General features: G+C 51.9%; 20 protein-coding genes. 15 read left to right on the top strand and 5 right to left on the bottom strand.

The window, feature by feature from the left end:
* Positions 1-94 precede the first annotated feature (94 nt).
* Positions 95-673, top strand: a complete 579-nt coding sequence (locus Q5741_RS09710; protein ID WP_305023891.1) for a glutathione peroxidase — start codon at positions 95-97, stop codon at positions 671-673.
* A gap of 98 nt (positions 674-771) precedes the next feature.
* Here Q5741_RS09710 and Q5741_RS09705 read toward each other — a convergent pair whose 3' ends face one another.
* Complete coding sequence (locus Q5741_RS09705; protein WP_407074343.1) at positions 772-1,023, bottom strand: DUF2642 domain-containing protein; 252 nt, start codon at positions 1,021-1,023, stop codon at positions 772-774.
* Positions 1,024-1,235: 212 nt separating this feature from the next.
* Here Q5741_RS09705 and Q5741_RS09700 point away from each other — a divergent pair, with 212 nt between their 5' ends.
* From Q5741_RS09700 to Q5741_RS09670, 7 genes are all read left to right on the top strand, one after another.
* Entirely contained in the window at positions 1,236-1,340 is a 105-nt protein-coding gene (locus Q5741_RS09700; protein ID WP_305023890.1) for a YjcZ family sporulation protein, read from the top strand.
* 226 nt (positions 1,341-1,566) lie between these two features.
* Complete coding sequence (locus Q5741_RS09695; protein ID WP_305023889.1) at positions 1,567-2,616, top strand: hypothetical protein; 1,050 nt, start codon at positions 1,567-1,569, stop codon at positions 2,614-2,616.
* A 555-nt stretch (positions 2,617-3,171) separates the two neighbouring features.
* Positions 3,172-3,459: a hypothetical protein gene (locus Q5741_RS09690; protein ID WP_305023888.1), complete on the top strand. Its 288-nt coding sequence runs from the start codon at positions 3,172-3,174 to the stop codon at positions 3,457-3,459.
* A gap of 24 nt (positions 3,460-3,483) precedes the next feature.
* Complete coding sequence (locus Q5741_RS09685; protein WP_305023887.1) at positions 3,484-3,615, top strand: hypothetical protein; 132 nt, start codon at positions 3,484-3,486, stop codon at positions 3,613-3,615.
* Positions 3,616-4,026: 411 nt separating this feature from the next.
* On the top strand, positions 4,027-4,617 hold the full coding sequence (locus Q5741_RS09680) for an RNA polymerase sigma factor (protein ID WP_305023886.1): 591 nt from the start codon (positions 4,027-4,029) through the stop codon (positions 4,615-4,617).
* Positions 4,610-5,464: an anti-sigma factor gene (locus Q5741_RS09675; protein WP_305023885.1), complete on the top strand. Its 855-nt coding sequence runs from the start codon at positions 4,610-4,612 to the stop codon at positions 5,462-5,464. Before Q5741_RS09680 ends, Q5741_RS09675 begins: the two co-directional genes overlap by 8 nt.
* 213 nt (positions 5,465-5,677) lie before the next feature.
* Complete coding sequence (locus Q5741_RS09670) at positions 5,678-7,186, top strand: HD domain-containing phosphohydrolase (protein ID WP_305023884.1); 1,509 nt, start codon at positions 5,678-5,680, stop codon at positions 7,184-7,186.
* Here the strand turns inward: Q5741_RS09670 and Q5741_RS09665 are convergent.
* A complete protein-coding gene (locus Q5741_RS09665; protein WP_305023883.1) occupies positions 7,179-7,829 on the bottom strand; it encodes a phosphatase PAP2 family protein in 651 nt (216 codons plus the stop codon). The two genes, Q5741_RS09670 and Q5741_RS09665, sit on opposite strands and share 8 nt — an antisense overlap.
* Positions 7,830-8,082: 253 nt before the next feature.
* Here Q5741_RS09665 and Q5741_RS09660 point away from each other — a divergent pair, with 253 nt between their 5' ends.
* The 5 genes from Q5741_RS09660 to Q5741_RS09640 all read left to right on the top strand — a co-directional run bounded on the left by Q5741_RS09660 (position 8,083) and on the right by Q5741_RS09640 (position 11,349).
* Positions 8,083-8,289, top strand: a complete 207-nt coding sequence (locus Q5741_RS09660; protein ID WP_305023882.1) for a CsbD family protein — start codon at positions 8,083-8,085, stop codon at positions 8,287-8,289.
* Between the two features lie 61 nt (positions 8,290-8,350).
* Positions 8,351-8,623 (top strand): hypothetical protein, encoded by a 273-nt coding sequence (locus Q5741_RS09655; protein WP_305023881.1) that lies wholly within the window; start codon positions 8,351-8,353, stop codon positions 8,621-8,623.
* Positions 8,624-8,761: 138 nt separating this feature from the next.
* A complete protein-coding gene (locus tag Q5741_RS09650) occupies positions 8,762-10,159 on the top strand; it encodes an ATP-binding protein (protein ID WP_305023880.1) in 1,398 nt (465 codons plus the stop codon).
* A gap of 63 nt (positions 10,160-10,222) precedes the next feature.
* Positions 10,223-10,888 (top strand): NAD(P)H-binding protein, encoded by a 666-nt coding sequence (locus tag Q5741_RS09645; protein WP_305023879.1) that lies wholly within the window; start codon positions 10,223-10,225, stop codon positions 10,886-10,888.
* Between the two features lie 86 nt (positions 10,889-10,974).
* Positions 10,975-11,349, top strand: coding sequence for a RidA family protein (locus Q5741_RS09640; RefSeq protein WP_305023878.1), 375 nt, complete (start codon positions 10,975-10,977; stop codon positions 11,347-11,349).
* A 109-nt stretch (positions 11,350-11,458) separates the two neighbouring features.
* On the opposite strand, the gene Q5741_RS09635 is transcribed toward Q5741_RS09640, so the two are convergent.
* The 3 genes from Q5741_RS09635 to Q5741_RS09625 all read right to left on the bottom strand — a co-directional run bounded on the left by Q5741_RS09635 (position 11,459) and on the right by Q5741_RS09625 (position 15,757).
* A complete protein-coding gene (locus tag Q5741_RS09635) occupies positions 11,459-12,214 on the bottom strand; it encodes a tryptophan-rich sensory protein (protein WP_305023877.1) in 756 nt (251 codons plus the stop codon).
* Positions 12,215-12,309: 95 nt separating this feature from the next.
* Positions 12,310-13,932 carry a response regulator transcription factor gene (locus Q5741_RS09630; protein WP_305023876.1) on the bottom strand — a complete coding sequence of 541 codons (1,623 nt, stop codon included), beginning with the start codon at positions 13,930-13,932 and terminating at the stop codon, positions 12,310-12,312.
* Entirely contained in the window at positions 13,913-15,757 is a 1,845-nt protein-coding gene (locus Q5741_RS09625; RefSeq protein WP_305023875.1) for a cache domain-containing sensor histidine kinase, read from the bottom strand. Before Q5741_RS09625 ends, Q5741_RS09630 begins: the two co-directional genes overlap by 20 nt.
* Before the next feature lie 141 nt (positions 15,758-15,898).
* Here Q5741_RS09625 and Q5741_RS09620 point away from each other — a divergent pair, with 141 nt between their 5' ends.
* Together Q5741_RS09620 and Q5741_RS09615 are read left to right on the top strand one after the other, a co-directional pair.
* Complete coding sequence (locus tag Q5741_RS09620; protein WP_305023874.1) at positions 15,899-16,783, top strand: carbohydrate ABC transporter permease; 885 nt, start codon at positions 15,899-15,901, stop codon at positions 16,781-16,783.
* The gene (locus Q5741_RS09615; protein ID WP_305023873.1) at positions 16,783-17,619 is read left to right on the top strand and encodes a carbohydrate ABC transporter permease; all 837 of its coding nucleotides are present in this window, start codon (positions 16,783-16,785) and stop codon (positions 17,617-17,619) included. The genes Q5741_RS09620 and Q5741_RS09615 overlap by 1 nt, the downstream gene beginning before the upstream one ends.
* The last annotated feature ends 65 nt before the right edge of the window (positions 17,620-17,684 follow it).

Raw genomic sequence — 17,684 nt, 5'->3', positions numbered from 1 at the left:
TATGGTTGAGTTCTCCTGATTTACCTGGGCATGTCTCCGGTATTTGATTACAATGAATGGGCATGCCAATCCGGTATCAAGATGGAGGAATATCATGAGTGTATACAACTATTCGGCGGTAGCCATGAACGGCCGGGAAGTACCGCTGTCTCAATACAAGGGCAAGACACTGCTGATCGTTAACACGGCCAGTGAGTGCGGATTTACATTTCAATTTGAGGACCTGCAGCGGCTCTATGACCGCTACAAGGAGCGGGACTTCATTATCCTTGGCTTTCCTTCGGATCAGTTTGCAGATCAGGAGCTGGATTCCAATGAAGAGATCCACACGTTCTGCACGCTGAACTATGGGGTGAGCTTTCCGATGTTTCAGAAAGTCCGGGTCCGTGACGAAGGGATTCATCCGCTGTTTCAGTACTTGGTAGAATCCAAGCCGTTCGAAGGCTTTAATCATTTTCACCCGGTAGCCAAAATCATGTTGGATATTTTGAATGACCGGCATCCGGAGTACCTGCTTGGGGATTCGATCAAATGGAATTTCACCAAGTTCCTGATCAGTCCGGAAGGTGAGGTCGTTAAGCGGTTCGAATCAACGACCGATCCGCTGGATATGGAGGCTGACATTGAGGCCGTGCTGGATCGCAATTCTTCAAAGCTAGACGTAACGGAATAATAATGAATGGCGGGCCGCATCGGCTCGCTATTTTTTGCCGGAATGAGAAGAAGAGGGTGCCCGCCATTGGCTGGGGCACCCTCTTGGCATTTCTAAATTTACTCCGGCATAATCCATACAATCTCGGAAATCCGTACGAAGAACTTCGATCGGCGGTTCTCCAGAATGACATGATCCGGTTTACAGTCAACAACACAGCCGTCAACATGGCCTCGTGTTGTTTCGATTAGAACCCATTTCCCTGTTACAGAACGCAACGTCTCCACAACGTAAGGATCAACAGGAAAAACGGTTATAGCCTGCGGGGGCATTTGTGGTGTCATACCCGGGTACATCATCGTCGGCTGCATAGGTTGGTTTCTCATAAATTCATTTTTCACTCCTAATTCGTTATAGTCCCGGTATTGTATGCATCTGCCTACAATAGGTTTGGGCAGGTGCCCTGAGATTTCTCGAAAAGGGATTTGGGCTTGGCAGATGTTCGTTTTTTGCCGTTTCGCCCATGCCGATTATGCCGAATGTCATAGTATATCGTGTACTACAAATAAAGGAGGAATTACGAATGAGTGAAGTAGGATACGGCGTTGGCGGAGCATGGACTTCCACAGGTGCAATTCTGGTACTGTTCATTTTGCTGGTAATCATCACACGTTCTTTCCTCATCTAATGACAGTCCAGCTGTAGCGGACCTTACAGCGAAGCCTCCCGGCGTGATGCCGGGGGGCTTTTTTGTCGAATCAATATAACCGCACGCTCCGGACTGGGAACAAGGTACCGATTTGATCTTCTCGTGTTTGGTATGGTGAGAGCGGTTTAATAATATTTAGAGTTCCACTAACATCAACAGTATCGTCTGGCTACCGTCCAGGCACTGCTGCGCAGGGAGGAAGACCATGATTGGAACGAATAAGACATTGGCAGGCAAATGGATGACAACAATGCTGGCTGCCGCTGCGGTACTCGGATCGGTGCCTGCCATGGCAGCGCCTGTCGAGGGCTCTGCAACTGCTGCTGTACAGACGGACAAGCCATCTGCACAGCGGGTTACCTCATCCTCAACGACTGCCTTATATATGGAACTCAAGATGTACTATACGGCTGCTTCTGATTTCAACCTGGATCCTGCTGATCCTCAATTTGCATCACTGGTCAAGACAGCCGAACGGGCAGAGTATGCAGTCCTGTTCTCCGCTTCCCAAGGTGAAGTTGACCGCATCCGGCGCAAGCTGGACACGGCGTTAACAGCATACATCAGGCAGTATATACAGGATGGGGAGACACTGGGAACGATCGCCTCACGAATGTCCCGAATGCTGAACAGCAGCCGAATTGCGGGTACTGGCCCTAATCAGTACCCGCAATCGGCAGTGGATACAATGAAGCTTACCGTTAATCAGACCCTGGATGTCGCTTATGCCCCTGGCGGGACCGTGAATAAATATCAGGAGCAGTATCGAAAATATATTCAGGCCAACGCAGTATTCGCCTCGGCGATGGTTGTGGATCAAGAGGCTGGCCATGAGCTGCTGGCCAGCAGCAGGGACGATATTGCAGCCGCTCTGGAGCATACAGGGAGTGATCGGCATGATCTTCCGCTGCTGCTGGCCAACTTTTGGAAAGCAGCGGGGGTTATGGACAAGCAGCTGAATGAATCCGCAGGAGAGCTGGCTTATGAGACGGCTTCATCCTATCTTAACCGCCAGTATTTCCTGGCAGCGGAGGGGTTCATCCTCGCTGATCTGCTGGATGAAGCGCAGGCTTTACTGAAGGGGGCCGACCTTCGCATCGAATCAGACTCATATCCGCCGCAGGCCTATGCATCATTAAAAGCTGCTTTTAACAAAGCATCCGCTGTACTGAGCCATCCTTACGAGCGGGCAGAGCTGCGCCGGGCTCAAACCGACCTGCGAAGCGCCATTCAAGCGTTTCTCGGCAGTAGATAATTGAATTAAATGACACGGCTTACAGCCGCCTTTTCTGCATACACATCAAATAACAGGTTTATCCAGGCCATGTAAATGGGTATACCTATAATAAGGAGGGATTGTTATGAGCGAATCCATGATTCATGTCTTATACATTGTATTCTTCTCCGTGCTGGCTATCGCAGGGATTGCAGGAGTGGGCTGGTGGCTCCGTTCCATTTCGGGCAGCAAGGAAAGAGGCTGAGCTTACGATGAAGAGTTGATAGGACGCAGGTTCCGCATCCGGGCTTGCGTCTTTTTTTGTTGTCTTGTTTATCTTATTTTGAACAAAATGCTGATTTTAATGTGCCTTTAAGGTACATATCAGCAACATTTAAGCTTCAACGGGTACTATACAAGTAACCTCTCATTGATATAGATGCTTAACGGTGACCGGACACCGCGATTTCCGGCTTTAGTCTTCCGGTGGCTCCGGGGGGCTCTTTTTTTGTTGCTGAAAAAACAGATTTGACATATAATAAGAACAAATGTTCTTGTGTTGAAGGAGTTAATCTGGGATAACGGGGGTAAGGTATGCTGCCTGACTTTGAACGTAAGCTGCTGCGCATCCTGTACAACTTTTTTGCACAGCATCGGCGGATGCCCTCCATGGTGGAATTGACGGCCCGGACAGGCAGACGGCGTCATGATATCATGCAGGGCCTGCTGAACCTGGAGAAAGACAAATATGTCTATTGGGACGATAAGTCTTCCGTACAGACTGTGGTAATCATTGAGGGCTGGGAGCGCCAGGAGCGCAATCTGTCGGCGGCGGTCCGTCCGATCGGCGGCGGAGACCTGAGCTACTGGACGGATTACTGAGCAGAAGAGAATACATATGGCCGTATGAACAAACAACCCGCCGGATCTGTGATCCGGCGGGTTGTTCTGTGCCGCAGCGTTTCGGCATACCCGAAACGGCTTGCTGTATATAACCCCATGTCAGCGGGTGTATGGAATGCCCTGTCAGGCAGCTGAGTTCTTCACTGAATTTCCAAAAACAACAAAAGCCCTACCTCTCTTTTGTCCTTGCGGCTCCGATGACCGCGCCAGTGTGAATGTTGAAAAAACAAAATTCGTACTTGTCATACTAATGTGGGTTAAAAATAAGAATTGTACAAAAATCTCCTTGCGGTGAATGTGGGAGTTTTCTATCGAAGAACTATAAGGGGTTAAAAAACATACAAATCAATTGTACCATGAAATACACCTCAGGTAAAGGGTCTGCTTCAAATTAATGAAAATAAATGGAACGGAATGTAAAACGAATAAAGAGAAAGAGGTGAAATCAGAAAATGATCAACAAAATCATGCAAAAAGAGAACTATTTTTATCTCTGGAACGATGGTTATAATGAGAGGGAAAGTTCAGGAGAGGAGTTCTCACATCATGGAACCGTTGGATGACAACCGGCTTATGCAGCGGATCGCAGACCGTGATCCGGCTGCGCTGGAAGAACTGTACGACCGATATGAGCGGGTGATTTATTCCTTTGCCATCCGGATTGTTCATGAGGCAATGGCTGCCGAGGAGGTTGTCCAGGAATTGTTTCTCCGGATATGGAATCGTGCAGAAAGCTATGATCACCAGCAGGGAAAGCTGACAACATGGATGTTTACCATTACCCGCAACATTGCTATAGACTTGCTTCGCAAACGAACCCGTACTGCGGAAGCCGTGGAAGATCAGACCTTGCTCCGCATTCCGGATGAGAGCCGGAATACAGAAGCCGAGGTGCAGCGCAAGTGGCTGGGACATGCGGTCCGCAAAGCCCTGTCACTGCTCAGCGGCGATCAGCAGGAAGTGATTGAGTCCATCTATTTCGGCGGATTAACCCAGCAGGAAGTATCAGACCGCTACAAGATCCCGCTCGGGACGGTCAAGAGCAGGACAAGGCTTGCGATGAAGCAGCTGCAAAAGAGGCTCGCTGCGGAAGGAATCACGCTGGAATCGGAAAGGGGGGGATATGTCCATGACTGATGTACAAGAGGAGTTGGCTGCTCTTTATGTGCTCGATGCACTTGATGGGGATGAGAAGGAAGAGTTCGAGAAACTGCTGGAACAGAGCGAGGAGGCGAGAAGGCTGGTAGCCGAACTGCGTGAGGTCACGGAATTGCTGCCCTTTGCTGCAGAGGAGGCCAGCCCGCCAGCCGGTATGAAAGGAAGGGTCCTTGGCAGTATCCTTGGGGAGAGAACAGAATTGCAAAGCAGCAGCGTGACCGAGGCACCGCTGCCCGTACAGATGCCGGCCGCGCAGCACCAGCCGGCACCCGCCGGGGAGACCGCACGGACCGTGCCTGTCTCCCGGGGAAGCCGCGGCTGGCGCTGGCTGAGCGCCGGCCTGGCCGCAGCCGCCATCCTGCTGGGGGTATATACCGTTCAGCTGAACGAACGGGTAGGTAACCTGCAGGAGCAGGCTGATGCCGCAGCCCGGCAGGCGGCAGGTCTGGAGAGCCGGCTGGCCGCCGCGCAGCAGCCTGCCGGGACGGCACGCATGGGCGAAGCGGTGAAGCTGAGCCCTGCGGCCGAAGACGTGGTGGCCCAGGGGCTGGCCACGATCGTTATTGACAGCAAGGGAACCCATCTGGTGGTCCAGGCAGAGAACCTGCCGAAGCTGCAGGGAACCGAGGCCTACCAGGTATGGCTGATCAAAGGGGATGCCAAGCAGAGTGCGGGTACATTCGAAAGTAATCAGGGCAGCGGTGCCTTGTACTACACGTTTGAACCAAATGGCTATGACACGGTAGCTATTACGCTGGAGCCCGATGATAAAGGAACACAGCCAAGGGGCAAGCTGATTCTGGCTGCACCGGTGAACAAAATATAACCAGACAGAAAGTCCAATAGAACGACTACACCGAATCCCCACACCTCGAAGCAGTGTGCTGGGGATTCTTTACATAGCTATTTAAGATACAGGTATCGGGATACAGTTATGTTAACTTTCCTGAAGAAGGGGCCGATATTAACCATAGCAGATAAAGATTCGGGATCAGGTTTCGGATACCGCTGCTGGCGGAGAGAAAGAGAGGTTGGCCACGTGCCCGTATTTATATCTTTTATCAAAGTGCTTATTCGCAACTATATCCTAGGCTCTGTACTGGCTGTTATGGTGGTGGGCATGGTTTTTATCGTTTCCACACTTGAAATCCCGGAGCTGGAGTACCTGCGGCTGATGATTCTGGTACTGGTTTCACTTATGGTCATGCTTGCGTTTGAATTTGTGGTTTTTCTGTTTCAGCTCCGTCCGCTCAGGCTGTTTTTTCAGGATAAACATGCCTCGCTGCAAGATCTTAACCGCATGTACATCCGGGTACATCGATTTCCGCTGATGTCGGTGTATCGGATTATGGGCCCGCATCTGTTCGGATTCTCTATACCGGCTGCATGGATCACCCTGTGGATGCTGAAGCATCAAATGCTGTCCTTTCCAGCTTATTATGTCGGTGTTGCTGCGCTTGGTGCTATTTTAGTGGCTGCAATGCATGCCCTTGTGGAATTTTACCTGACCACGCGCGCGATCCGCCCGCTTCTTATGGAGCTGCATGCCGTGGGCCGGCGTCAGTTTGACCATGAGCTGACGCTGAACGGGCGGGTACTGCTCTCGATTCACCGGAAGTTTCAATTCAGTGCAACGCTGATCGGAACATTCCCGCTGCTGTTGTTCTGTCTGGCTACACAGATCCGGCTGGAAGGTCTGAATGCTGCGGAATCGGAGGCTTATTGGGCCTGGGCTGGCGTGATCCTGGCCATGGGTATCGGATTCGCCTATTTCGGCGGCTGGCTTTTGACCCGTGAGGTCAGGGATCCGATTGAACAGTTGTACAGCAAGATGGGCAACGTGGAGAACGGTAATTTGAGTACACGTGCCAAAGACCTGTATTCGGATGAGTTTTCTACGCTGATTGCCGGTTTTAATATGATGCTGGATGGGCTTAGGCTGCGGGAATCCAGAAACCGTCAGCTGCTGGACAGTTATTTTGCTACCCTTGCGGCTGCGCTGGATGCACGTGATCCTTATACAGCAGGTCACTCCCTGCGTGTTGCAGCGTATTCGGTGACGATTGGGAAGATCTACGGACTGAGTGAGGAAGGGATTGATCTGCTGCGCAAGACCGCGCTGCTGCATGATATCGGGAAGATCGGCGTCCCCGATTATGTGCTGCTAAAGGAAGGAAAGCTAACGGACGAGGAGTTTGACAAGATTAAGATGCATCCGGTGCTTGGGGAGAATATTCTGCGCCAGATCGAGCCGGCTGACGCCATGGCTCCTTATCTGCCCGGTGTACGCTCTCATCACGAACGTTATGACGGGCGGGGTTACCCGGATGGATTGTCCGGGGAAGACATTCCGCTCTTCGGCCGGATCATCGCCGTCGCAGATGCCTACGATGCGATGACCTCGGACCGGCCCTACCGGAAAGGCATGGATGCAGAGCGGGCCTTGTCCATTCTGGACGAAGGAAAGGGGACCCAATGGGATCCCCGTTTCGCTTCATTATTCGTAGAGCATTGCCGTAATTTGAACAAGAACAGCGATGCTAGTTAATGCGCTGGCGCCATTTGGTGAGCTGGCGCCGTTTGTAGATCCAGATGCCGCCCAGCAGCATAAAGACCGTCTCCCCGAGCAGGGCTGCTGCAGCTGCATCGTAAATGACGTGCTGCTTGATCAACAGCGTCGAAGCAATGATCGTGATTGAGCCGGCCGAGATCAGCAGCTTGTAACGGCGGCGGACAGAGCGGGACGCCCAAACCCCACGCATGACCAGATAGGAATGCAGCGCATGGATGCTGGGAAAGCAATTGTACGGGCGGTCTTCACTGTAGACATAGCGCAGCAGCCGCGTCCCGAGCCCCGAGCCGGACAAGACCGGACGCGGTACGGTTGTCTGGAAGTGGGCATAGATGAGATAACATACACATAGGCAGATATTCATCGCCAGCAGTACACGCAGATAGAGGCGGGTATCGCGCAGGCAGAGGTAAGCCATGGCGGCAAAAATAAAGGGGTACCAGCCAAGGTAAGGCAGCGACATCCATGGAACGAGCGGGATGAGGCCGTCGACCGGCGAGTTCAGTACCCGTGCACCGCCAGTACCGTTGTTAAGCGACTTGTATACAAGTCCCATAAGCAGCAGGGTAACCATCAGGCTGAGTGACAGCAGATAGGTTTTGTATTTACGTAAAAACATAAAATGAAGACTCCTTTTTACGACAGACTCGATACAGGCGGCCCGATGGGCCGCCTTCATTCTTATAATAATAGCTATTCCGGCCGATTCGTAAAGATCTTGACGGATTCAGCAATCTGTGTCCCGGGTAATGATACAACGTAGCGGCTGGCAGCAAAGGCCGATTCTATCAGCTTTTCTAGAAGGTTATTAAAGCGGATCATTCTCTGAAAATTATTTGATTTAAACTTAAAATGAAACGGAGTTGATCCACATGGACAGCAACGTATTTAAAGGAAAATGGAATCAGTTAAAAGGTGAAGCGAAGCAAAAGTGGGGAGAACTCACCGACGATGATCTTGATGTCATTGACGGACAGAAGGATAAATTCGTAGGCAAACTTCAGGAGAGATACGGTCACACCAAAGAAGCTGCAGAGCGGGAATACGACAGCTGGACCCGTAACCATAATGGAGTTTAGGAGCATGTGCCGGACGCTATACCTTGTTCGACAACACTAAACATGAGGCGGGGCGAGGAAGATGTATCAATCACATGTAATTGCCGGCAGAGTCATGGAAATCCGGGGCGATCAGGTGATCGTCCAGCAGGGGGACACCGTCTGCTCTTATCATTTGCGTTATTACATGCTGGTAAACGAGGAGTCCTTCGAGGCCGAACCGGTCATGGAGACCGTCCAGCATTACAGTGAACCGGATTCTTCGACCGCTGTCCTGCCTTATCGAAAACGATGGAAGCCTTGGATTGAGCTGGCCAGGTCTTCCTTTGCCAAAAAGAACGCACATCGTATCTGATGTGCGTTCTTTTTTTGCCTGTGTACCCGTCAGGCACGTTATTCCAATCGATCATATCTCTATGATGCTCTTCATGATATGATGGTGAGGATCTGCATGTAGAATGATGATGAATTTATGCAGCACGGGAGTGAGTTCATGCACTTTTCTAAAATGTTCCTGATGAACTTGGGAATGTTAATTACCGTGGCCTATCTGGCCAACCTGTTTTATAAGTACACGTTATCCCGTTTATCTGCCAGAGTGAAGTACAGCCTCTCTGTGCTGCTGATGATTTTCGGGGGCTGGATCAGCTCTTTTTTTGGTTTTCAACTCAGTGAGAACGTAATTTTTGACCTGCGCATTGTTCCATTGATCATTGCTATTCTGGCGTACAGCCGCTCCTATTATATATTAATTATTGGAGTCGGCATCGGATTGACGCGCTTCACCTTTGGAATCAGCCAGGCCGCCTTTGCAGGCTTTATTAACCTTGCGATTCTGGGTGTAATTGGCATGCTCCTGAACGAGTGGCTGCGGCGCAGCGATTATCGGCTGATGATCAAGGTGATGATCACAATCCTTACTGTGAACTTGATCAACACCGTGAATATAGCACTGTTCGGCGTGATCACGGCCCATGAGTACTTGACGGCAATTGTCCCGTATACACTTCCGCTCAGCATTGTACTCTGCTTCGCATTTGCCCTCATGCTGCGTGACTTTCAGCTGGACCAGCGGCGTATGTACGAGATTGAGTCGGCCAATGCCCGCCTCTCCGAGCAGACCCTGGAGCTGCAGAAGGCCAAAATTGTGCTGGAGGAACGGGCCAAGCAGCTGATGCTGGCTTCCCAGTACAAGTCGGAGTTTATGGCCAATATGTCCCACGAGCTCCGGACACCGCTGAACGGGATTATTAATCTGGCACAGATGATTATGGAGTCCGGGCAGGAGTTAAGCGAAGACGAGCTGAAACAGTACGGTGAAATTATGTACGGCTCCGGCCATGATCTGCTGCTGCTGATTAACGATATTCTGGATCTGTCCAAGGTTGAGGCAGGTAAACTGGAGATCGTCCAAGAAGATGTAAATGTGAGTGAAACGCTGCTGGTTCTGATATCTCACTTCGAACTGGAGGCTGCGAAGAAGGGACTGGAGCTGGAGCTTGAGGAGCAGCCTGGTTTGCCGGAGCTGATCTATTCAGACCCCAAGCGTCTTCAGCAGATCCTGCGCAACCTGCTCTCTAATGCCCTTAAGTTCACCCACAACGGACGGGTCCGGGTCAAGGCGCATCTGGAGAAGGAGCTGCGCTCCGGGCAGAAAGGAAACTGGATTGTCTTTTCCGTGGAGGACACAGGAATTGGAATTCCTCCTCATAAGCAGCATGTAATCTTTGAAGCGTTTCAGCAGGCAGATGGGACGATTAGCCGCCGTTATGGGGGGACAGGGTTAGGTTTATCCATCAGCAGAGACCTGGCTCGCCTGCTAGGAGGATTCATCTTGCTGAAAAGTACGGAAGGACAAGGCAGCACCTTTTCCCTGTACCTTCCAGTTTAGGACATCGAGGCAGAAGGTTTGAATGAAGAAGACAGAATGATCGGATCCGAAGGAGGAAGAATGATGGGGATGCGCGCTCTGGTCATCGGTGCCACGGGCTTGACCGGCGGCTTTGTCGTCAGAGAGCTTTTGGCAAGTGATATCTATGAGCAGGTAACGGTCGTGGTGCGGCGTCCGCTGGATGTGAAGCATCACAAGCTGAACCAGATCGAGCTGGACTGGGAGCGGATCGAGACAGCAGGAGAGGAGTTCCAGGGGGTTGACGATCTGTTCAGCTGTATGGGAACTACTATCAAGCAGGCCGGGTCACGTGAGCAGTTCCGTAAGGTCGATCTGGAGTATCCGCGGCTTGCGGCCAGGCTGGCCTATGAGCATGGAGCCAGACAGCTGCTGGCCATATCGGCCATGGGTGCAGATGCTTCTTCCCGGATCTTCTATAACCGTGTTAAAGGAGAGGCGGAACAATCGCTGATGGATATAGGTTATCCTTCCCTGCACCTGTTTCGTCCCTCCCTGCTGCTCGGCAAACGGGATCAGCGCCGGGCAGGCGAAGAAGCAGGTGCGGTAGTTATGAGAGCGCTTGACCCGATCCTGAAGCGCTGGGGAACCGGCTACCGGGCGATGCCCGCCTCCATTCTGGCCAGGGCCATGGTACGGGTAGCGGCGACCCGGACAGGCGGGACCCATGTCTATCCGAACGATATAATCCGTGTCATCGGAGAAGGCTGACGGGGAGCTCTCGCCAGAAGCAGGGACATACTATATAATGTTGAACAGATCACAGATAAGAACTACATATGAAGGGATGAACAGACATGAAAACAATCTCTACCGAGAATGCACCCGGCGCAATCGGACCGTACAGCCAGGCTGCGGAAGCCGGCGGCTTTATCTTTACATCAGGCCAGCTGGGTCTGAACCCGCAGACAGGCGAATTTGGCGAAGGAGTTGCCGAGCAGGCGCGCTGGTCGCTGAACAATGTGAAGGCGATTCTGGAAGCGGCAGGCAGCAGCCTGAACAACGTAGTGAAAACAACGATCTTCCTGAAAGACATGAACGACTTTGCTGCCGTGAATGAAGTGTACAGCTCATTCTTTCAGCAGCCCTATCCGGCGCGCAGCACCATTGAGGTAGCTCGTCTGCCAAAAGACGCACTGGTTGAGATCGAGACCATCGCGCTGAAAGCTTAACCACCATAAAAGGCTATTCCATTAGGGAATAGCCTTTTACTATAATTAGCATAGAACCATGAAATGGATCGAGGTTCACGATTTTTTGCCGTCCAATTATATAATTCAGTTAGTCGCGGGACCGGTTGCGCAGGAAAAACAATCCGACCGCATAGAGGAACAGAAGACCTGCCAGAATCCATGAGGTATAGAGTACGGTGCTGTTATCATGCTGCTTGCTGGCAATGGCGATATAGGCCCAGACGAAGACCAGCGGATAGACGCTGTCCCGGTAGGGAAAACTGACGAGCACAGCCAGGACGGCACCGATTAGCAGGACGACGACAGCCCAGGTCTCAGCGCTGATCCCGAAGCCGTTCCAGTTATTCTTCACGAGGGCAATCGACACATTCAGAATCGTTGCGACCGATACCCAGCCCAGATAGATGGCGAAGGGAACCTTGAGAAACCAGATCTCCCCGAGGCTTGGACGTTCAATGGCACGCGTCCGCACGTACAGGACAATCAGTGACAGCAGCAGCAGCACGATATCAACCAATGCAATTTCTACATAACCGTACTGCCACAGGAATATCCAGGCGATATTAAACACACAGCTGAGGACAAAAAAGATACCGATGGAGTGAACAGACTCCCGGTCCTTCCCGCGGCTGGCCTGATAGATCACAAATCCTGCCAGCAGCAGATAGATCAGGCTCCAGATGGAGAAGGCATAACCCGCAGGAGTGATCAGCGTGGGATACGTATCCGAAATTTCGCTGGTGCTGCGGCCGCCGATAGGCAGAGACATAGCGAGATAATTGACGATGATAACTGCTGCGAATGCAATAACATTTAACCACCTGTAAGGATGGCTCCGGTTCATGGATATTCCTCCTCTTAGTTAAGAATAGCCTACTGAATGACCCGTGGGTCAAGCGTTTCCTAACATGAATATACCCACTTTCACGGAAAATATGACTATGATTTGGCAGGCATCGCCTGCTTTCTGAATTCGGCGGGTGAGCGTCCCTCCATTTTTTTAAATACTTTACTGAAATATTTCTCATCCTGGTAACCGACCATTTCGGCAATTTGGGTGACCCGCAGCTGCGGATTTAACAGCAGCAGCTTCGCCTGCCGGATACGTACACGGCCCAGGTAATCGGTCAGATTCATGCCGAACTCCTGCTTAAACTTGCGCGAGATGTATTCGCGGCTCAGATAAAAGCGGCCCGCCATATCCTGCAGTGAAATCTCTTCGGCATAATGCTGATCCAGATAACGGGCGATATCCCGGATAATATGATTCTCTTTGCCATGGATCTGGGTGAGAGCCGTCCCAGCCGCCTTCAGCCGCTTCTCCATCTGCTGCCGCCAGAGAGAGATGTCCAGCAGGCCATGATCATTCATCGGTAGTGCAGTGGCCGCTTCACGCTGGCCGGACAGCTCTTCGCCGGCTGCATCCTCAGGCCGGTCGTCCAGCCAGCGGCCAAGCATCCAGTCAAGTTCACTATTCCAGCCGGCAATCTGCTCGGCATGAATGCTGTCCAGCAGGCTGACCACGGCCAGCCATTCGCCTACTGCTGCGGCAATCTGACGGTCATTGCAGCTCAAAGCGCTGACGCGAAGCTTCTCTTCCCAGGCGGACATCCGCAGGGAACGGGAGGCCGAAGCAGGGGGAGCGGCATGATGGAGACAGCCGGAGGCTTGCAGCAGATTTCGCCGCCACAGCGCCTGTCGTGCTTCGTGATAGGCAGCATACAGACCCTGCGGGAACGGGGAGGCTGAGCTAACGCCAAAGTGTACATACCGGCCCAGTGTAATGGACATTCCCTGATTCATATCATTCAAAATCTGTGGCAGCATTGCCGAATCCCGCCAGTAGAGCAGCACGATTTCGTCCGCCTGCTTCAAATTGCGGAAGGCCGTGCCGGTGCGGCGGCTCTCCAGGAATTCACTGCACACGTTCAGAATAGAGAACTGCAGCAGGGAGTGGTTGTGCTCATATTTACCCAGCAGCTCCGGATCCAGATGAGAGGTGCTGATGACAGCAACTGCGCAATGAGTGATGTCATGCGGAAGCAGCAGCTCATCCCGAAGGCGGGAGAGTGCAGCATGGGCACGCCCGGTTGAGCTGATGAGTCCGGAGAGCAGCTGGTCCATATAATGCGGGCGCATTTGATTAACTACAATGCTCTGTCGGGTCGAATCCAGCCGCTTGGCCTCCTCGTGATGCCATGACTGAATGGCCTTGGACAATGCGGCATTGATCTCGTCCGGGTCCACCGGCTTGAGGATATAGTCCATACCGCCGAAACGGATGGCATGACGCACCAGGCGGAAATCATCATAGCCGCTGACGACAAGCACCTTAGTATTCGACTGATGTTCATTGATCCATTCCAGCAGCTGTTCGCCGCCCAGGCCAGGCATATTCATGTCGGTCACCACAATCTGGGGAGTCTCCTGCTGGATGATATGAATGGCGGAAGCGCCGTTGTCGGCCTCGAGCACCGTATCCACGCCAAACGACTTCCAGTCGCCCAGCAGCCGGATTGCATCCCGCACATGCTTCTCATCATCAACGATCAACACTTTCATCTTTCTCATCCTCTCTGTATCCATTCATAGCCGTTGTATCAATTTCCAGTATATACCTAACGCCGTGAGGCTGAATATTGTCAACCTGAAGCAGGGCTTTGCCATCGGAGTACAGCTTCAGACGCTGCAGTACGTTGCTGAGACCAATATGCTCTTCAGCTGCAGGATCATGGTTATCCATCACGGTGTCGTTCTGGGTGCTAGACCTGAGGGACAGCCGTTCTCTTAATTCGAGCAGCTGGTCATCCGGAATAGGGCTGCCGTTATTCTCAATGATAATCTGCAGGCGGCCGGGGGCAATCATGCGGCTGGTCAGTGTCAGCTCACCCGGACCGTACAGCGGTTCGGCGCCATGCTTGAAGTAGTTCTCCACCAGCGGCTGCAAAACCATCTTGGGCAGCGGCACATCGAGTGTATCCTCGGCCCAGTTCATCGTAATCTGAAGTTGATCCCCGAACCGTTCCTGCTGCAGCTCCAGATACTGCTTCATATGATCAGCTTCATCCCTGAGCGTAACGAGCGCTCCTCCGCGCATGCTGTAACGCATGATTTTGGAGAGAGAGGAGAGGAGCGAATAGACCCGGGCACCCTGCTGCTGCAGAGCCAATGTGCCGATAGACTGCAAGGCGTTATACAGGAAGTGGGGATTAATCTGGGCCTGAAGCGCTTTCAATTGGTTAGTCTTGTTGGCCAGCTCCAGCTTGTATTCCCTCAGGATCAGATTGTTGACCGTATCCATAAGCTGTCTGAATCTGCGGAATAATACGCCGATTTCATCATGGCTTTTCACCGTAATATTCATATCCAGCTGGCCCGTCTTCTGAATCACATTCATATACCGGGTGAGCTGCTGGATCGGACCGGTAATGCGGATCGAAATGAACAGGGTGCCGAGGATGACGATGACAAGCGCTGCACCCGCAATGATCGAATTGACCTGGGTCAGCTGGGTTGCGCGGTGATACAGCGTCTTAGCCGGAATCTGCTTGACGATGCTCCAGTCGGTCAATCCGGAATTCAGCTTCTGATACACATGCATACCGGTCGAGTCTTCCTCAAAATAACCATGACTGCTGTCTTCGCGAAGCTGGGTGGTCAGCTTGGTGTCCTGAAGCTGCGTACCTATTTTACTCTCGTCTCCGCTGTAGATGATGGTTCCTTTGCCGTCGACCAGATACAGTTTTTCTTCCTCAGCGTCAAACAGCTGGCTGCATATATTGCGGATGCGGGCCAGCGACACGTCAATAGCAAGAACACCCAGCTTCTCTTTGGCAGGCACCCGTTCAATGGAGCGGTGGTAGGTGAAGACCAGCTGCTCGGGCATTTTGGGCAGCGTAGCCTTGAAGCCGTAGTTGTCACTCTGATGGGCCGGCTGAAAATAAATGCCGTTCTCATCGTAAGGCACCCTTCCGGTGTAAGCCTTCCAGCGCGTATCCCGCTGCGGGACGGTGCTTGTAACAAGCGTCGACTGATTGGATTCAAAAGAATGGAGGTAGACCTGAGTCACGCCTGGAACCGTATTCATAATAGTCTGAAGGGTCGTGTAGATTTCGGCGACGGCCCGGTAGTCATCGGGGATTTTGGCCATGTTGAGCAGGAAGTCGGGGTCACTGTAAATGACAATGGACGCCCGGTTGATCGAATCGAGATAGTTGTCGATATTGGTGGCTCCCTGATAGATCAGCCGTTCATTTTCTGCCACCGATTGTTCCCGGAGCGAGTGTTTGGTCTGCAGAAATGTGAAGGTCATGGACAGAACCAGCGGGACAATAACGGCAAGAAGCATAAATTGAATCAGACGGGAGCGGATGCTGCGGAACTTCATGACAGACAGCGGGCCTCCTTGTACAAAGTTTCGGTGACATCAATATATTCCACCTAAAGGTTCACGATCTTCGGTGTCTCGCCGTTTAAGGATACTCCATAATGAGTCTCAGGACCAACAGAATTTGAAAGGGGCGATCCTATGAGAAATAGAAAGACAAGATCCCAGCTCGCTCAGCAGCTGGTCTTCGTAGGTCCTTCCACTGTATTTTTCATCATCATTATTGTAATCCCTTTCCTGCTCGGAATGTACTACTCATTCACCGACTGGAACGGGGTATCAGGCAAGGCCGCATGGGTTGGTCTGGATAACTTTAAACAGATCTTCACCAGTGACACCAACTTCAGGACAGACTTCTGGTTCACGGTGCGGTTCACAGTGGCAGGTGTGGTATTAACGAATTTACTCGGCTTTTTCCTCGCGTATTTCCTGACCAAGCAGCTGAAGTCACGCAATGTGCTTCGGACCGTATTCTTCATGCCGAATGTCATCGGCGGTCTGCTGCTCGGCTTTATCTGGCAGTTCATTTTCGTCAAGGGCTTTTCTGCCATCGGCGAAAAAACAGGCTTCTCCTTCTTCAATCTGCCGTGGCTCGGTGATGAGACAACCGCCTTCTGGGGGATCATCATCGTGTTCGTCTGGCAGACAGCCGGTTATCTGATGGTGATCTACATCTCTTCCCTCAATAACGTCTCGCACGAGATTCTGGAGGCGGCAGCCATCGACGGTGCGAGCAAGGCGCAAATTCTGCGCAAGATCATTATTCCGCTGATTATGCCTGCGGTGACGGTGTGTCTCTTCCTGGCGATCTCCTGGTCGTTCAAGATGTTCGACCTGAATCTGTCGCTGACCAAAGGCGGTCCGTTCGGCTCCACCGAATCGGTAGCATTAAACATCTACAATGAGGCATTCGCCAACAACCGTTACGGGCTGGGTACTGCCAAGGCGTTCATCTTCTTCGTCATTGTGGCCGTTATTACCAGTCTTCAGGTCAAACTGACGAAAAGCCGGGAGGTGCAGTCCTGATGGATACAACCAAAAACTACCGGATCGGAACATTCATTACTGAAATCATTATGATTTGCATCGGACTGTTGTTCCTAGTGCCGTTCTACTTCCTGTTCGCCAACTCTGTCAAGACGTTCGGGGACCTGCTCTCCGACTCGGCTGCATGGCCGAAGGCTTTCGAATGGAGCAACTATACCCGGGCCTGGGAGATTACCCGCTTCCCGGAGGCTTTATGGAACTCGGCCGTAGTTACGATCGTAAGCAACCTGCTGCTCGTGCTGATCAGTTCGATGGCGGCTTACCGCATGGTCCGCCGAGATACCCGCTTTAACCGGATTCTGTTCTCGATGTTTGTTGCCGCCATGGTCATTCCTTTTCAGTCCGTCATGATTCCACTGGTCAAAGTAACAGGGACACTGGGCATGAGCAACAGTCTGTGGGGATTGATTGTCTGCTATCTGGGATTTGGAGTACCGCTGTCCGTCTTCCTGTTCCACGGCTTCGTGAAGTCGGTTCCGGTCGAAATTGAGGAGGCCGCTACGGTTGATGGTTCCAGCCCTTACGGGGTGTTTTTCCGGATTGTGTATCCGCTCATGCGTCCGATGTACGTAACGGTCATTATCCTCAATACGCTTTGGATCTGGAATGATTATCTGCTGCCATCCCTGATTCTGCAGAGCGCTGATCTGCGTACCATCCCGATTGCGACCTATGCCTTCTTTGGTCAATATACGAAGCAATGGGATCTCGCACTGCCGGCGCTTGTACTGGGTATCCTGCCGGTCATTATCTTCTTCCTGCTCATGCAGAAGTATATTATTCAAGGTATTACAGCCGGCTCGGTCAAGGGTTAAAATGACAAAGGGAGGTCAATCCCTTCCCCCTGTTCGGTCAATATGTTACGTCCCTCGATCGTGTT

Source organism: Paenibacillus lacisoli, assembly GCF_030580655.1.
GTDB lineage: Bacteria > Bacillota > Bacilli > Paenibacillales > Paenibacillaceae > Paenibacillus > Paenibacillus lacisoli.
Note: the sequence above shows the minus strand (reverse complement) of the source record. Positions and strands in the feature narration are given on the sequence as shown.

Coding starts and splice junctions, on each gene's coding strand:
- Q5741_RS09650 (WP_305023880.1), top strand. CDS start 8,762: ATGCACTTTTCTAAAATGTTCCTGATGAACTTGGGAATGTTAATTACC.
- Q5741_RS09695 (WP_305023889.1), top strand. CDS start 1,567: ATGATTGGAACGAATAAGACATTGGCAGGCAAATGGATGACAACAATG.
- Q5741_RS09685 (WP_305023887.1), top strand. CDS start 3,484: ATGAACAAACAACCCGCCGGATCTGTGATCCGGCGGGTTGTTCTGTGC.
- Q5741_RS09690 (WP_305023888.1), top strand. CDS start 3,172: ATGCTGCCTGACTTTGAACGTAAGCTGCTGCGCATCCTGTACAACTTT.
- Q5741_RS09665 (WP_305023883.1), bottom strand. CDS start 7,829: ATGTTTTTACGTAAATACAAAACCTATCTGCTGTCACTCAGCCTGATG.
- Q5741_RS09615 (WP_305023873.1), top strand. CDS start 16,783: ATGGATACAACCAAAAACTACCGGATCGGAACATTCATTACTGAAATC.
- Q5741_RS09625 (WP_305023875.1), bottom strand. CDS start 15,757: ATGAAGTTCCGCAGCATCCGCTCCCGTCTGATTCAATTTATGCTTCTT.
- Q5741_RS09620 (WP_305023874.1), top strand. CDS start 15,899: ATGAGAAATAGAAAGACAAGATCCCAGCTCGCTCAGCAGCTGGTCTTC.
- Q5741_RS09700 (WP_305023890.1), top strand. CDS start 1,236: ATGAGTGAAGTAGGATACGGCGTTGGCGGAGCATGGACTTCCACAGGT.
- Q5741_RS09630 (WP_305023876.1), bottom strand. CDS start 13,932: ATGAAAGTGTTGATCGTTGATGATGAGAAGCATGTGCGGGATGCAATC.
- Q5741_RS09660 (WP_305023882.1), top strand. CDS start 8,083: ATGGACAGCAACGTATTTAAAGGAAAATGGAATCAGTTAAAAGGTGAA.
- Q5741_RS09675 (WP_305023885.1), top strand. CDS start 4,610: ATGACTGATGTACAAGAGGAGTTGGCTGCTCTTTATGTGCTCGATGCA.
- Q5741_RS09640 (WP_305023878.1), top strand. CDS start 10,975: ATGAAAACAATCTCTACCGAGAATGCACCCGGCGCAATCGGACCGTAC.
- Q5741_RS09655 (WP_305023881.1), top strand. CDS start 8,351: ATGTATCAATCACATGTAATTGCCGGCAGAGTCATGGAAATCCGGGGC.
- Q5741_RS09645 (WP_305023879.1), top strand. CDS start 10,223: ATGGGGATGCGCGCTCTGGTCATCGGTGCCACGGGCTTGACCGGCGGC.
- Q5741_RS09680 (WP_305023886.1), top strand. CDS start 4,027: ATGGAACCGTTGGATGACAACCGGCTTATGCAGCGGATCGCAGACCGT.
- Q5741_RS09705 (WP_407074343.1), bottom strand. CDS start 1,023: ATGCAGCCGACGATGATGTACCCGGGTATGACACCACAAATGCCCCCG.
- Q5741_RS09635 (WP_305023877.1), bottom strand. CDS start 12,214: ATGAACCGGAGCCATCCTTACAGGTGGTTAAATGTTATTGCATTCGCA.
- Q5741_RS09710 (WP_305023891.1), top strand. CDS start 95: ATGAGTGTATACAACTATTCGGCGGTAGCCATGAACGGCCGGGAAGTA.